1 protein-coding gene is annotated in these 740 nt (G+C 56.2%); it reads right to left on the minus strand.

The annotated features are described in order from the left end of the window. The coding region (locus DUT91_RS25085) for a peptide ABC transporter substrate-binding protein (protein WP_147272312.1) at positions 1-725 on the minus strand (725 nt) is incomplete at its 3' end. Positions 726-740 lie beyond the last annotated feature (15 nt).

Consider the following 740-nt stretch of genomic DNA (forward strand, 5'->3'; position numbering starts at 1 on the left):
TCATCGATGGGGTAGAATATGACCTTGTCGAGCTTTACATTGGCTGCATCCCAATATTCCGGGTTCTTCTCGACAGTGAGGTTGTCGTTCGGCACATGGCCGGTGAGCTTGAACGCGCCGTTCGAAACCATGATGCCCGGCTGGACGAACTTTGTGCCGTTCTTCTCGACGCTCGCCTTCGAAACCGGCAGCGCCGTCTGGTGTGCCAGGATCTGAATGAAATACGGCGTCGGCTGCTCCAGGGTGATTTCAAGCGTCTGGTCATCCACCGCCTCGACGCCGAGCTGATCGACCGGCAACTCGCCCTTGTTCACCTTCTCGGCATTCTTGATGGGATAAAGGATATTGGCATATCCCGCCGCCGTTTTCGGGTCCTCGATGCGCCTCAAGGAGAAAAGGAAGTCCTCCGCGGTCACCGGCGAACCATCGGACCATTTCGCATTGGACCGCAGATAGAATGTGTAGACTGTGCCATCGTCGGAAACAGTCCAGCTTTCCGCCACGCCCGGCACGACCGCGCCTCCGGCATCATAAATGGTCAGACCTTCATAGAGGTCCTTGAGGATGAACCCCTCAATATCCATAGAGGTATGTGCCTGATCGAGCGTCTGGGGTTCCGCGCTATTGCCACGGTGCAGAACGGCTTCGGCGAGAGTGGGACTGGCACCCATCAGAAGCGATCCGAGAAGAATGGCGGCAGGGAAACTGAGCTTCCTTAAAATCATTATTTGGTTCCTCCC

The organism is Paramesorhizobium salinisoli (assembly GCF_003335045.1).
In the GTDB taxonomy this organism is placed as follows: domain Bacteria; phylum Pseudomonadota; class Alphaproteobacteria; order Rhizobiales; family Rhizobiaceae; genus Paramesorhizobium; species Paramesorhizobium salinisoli.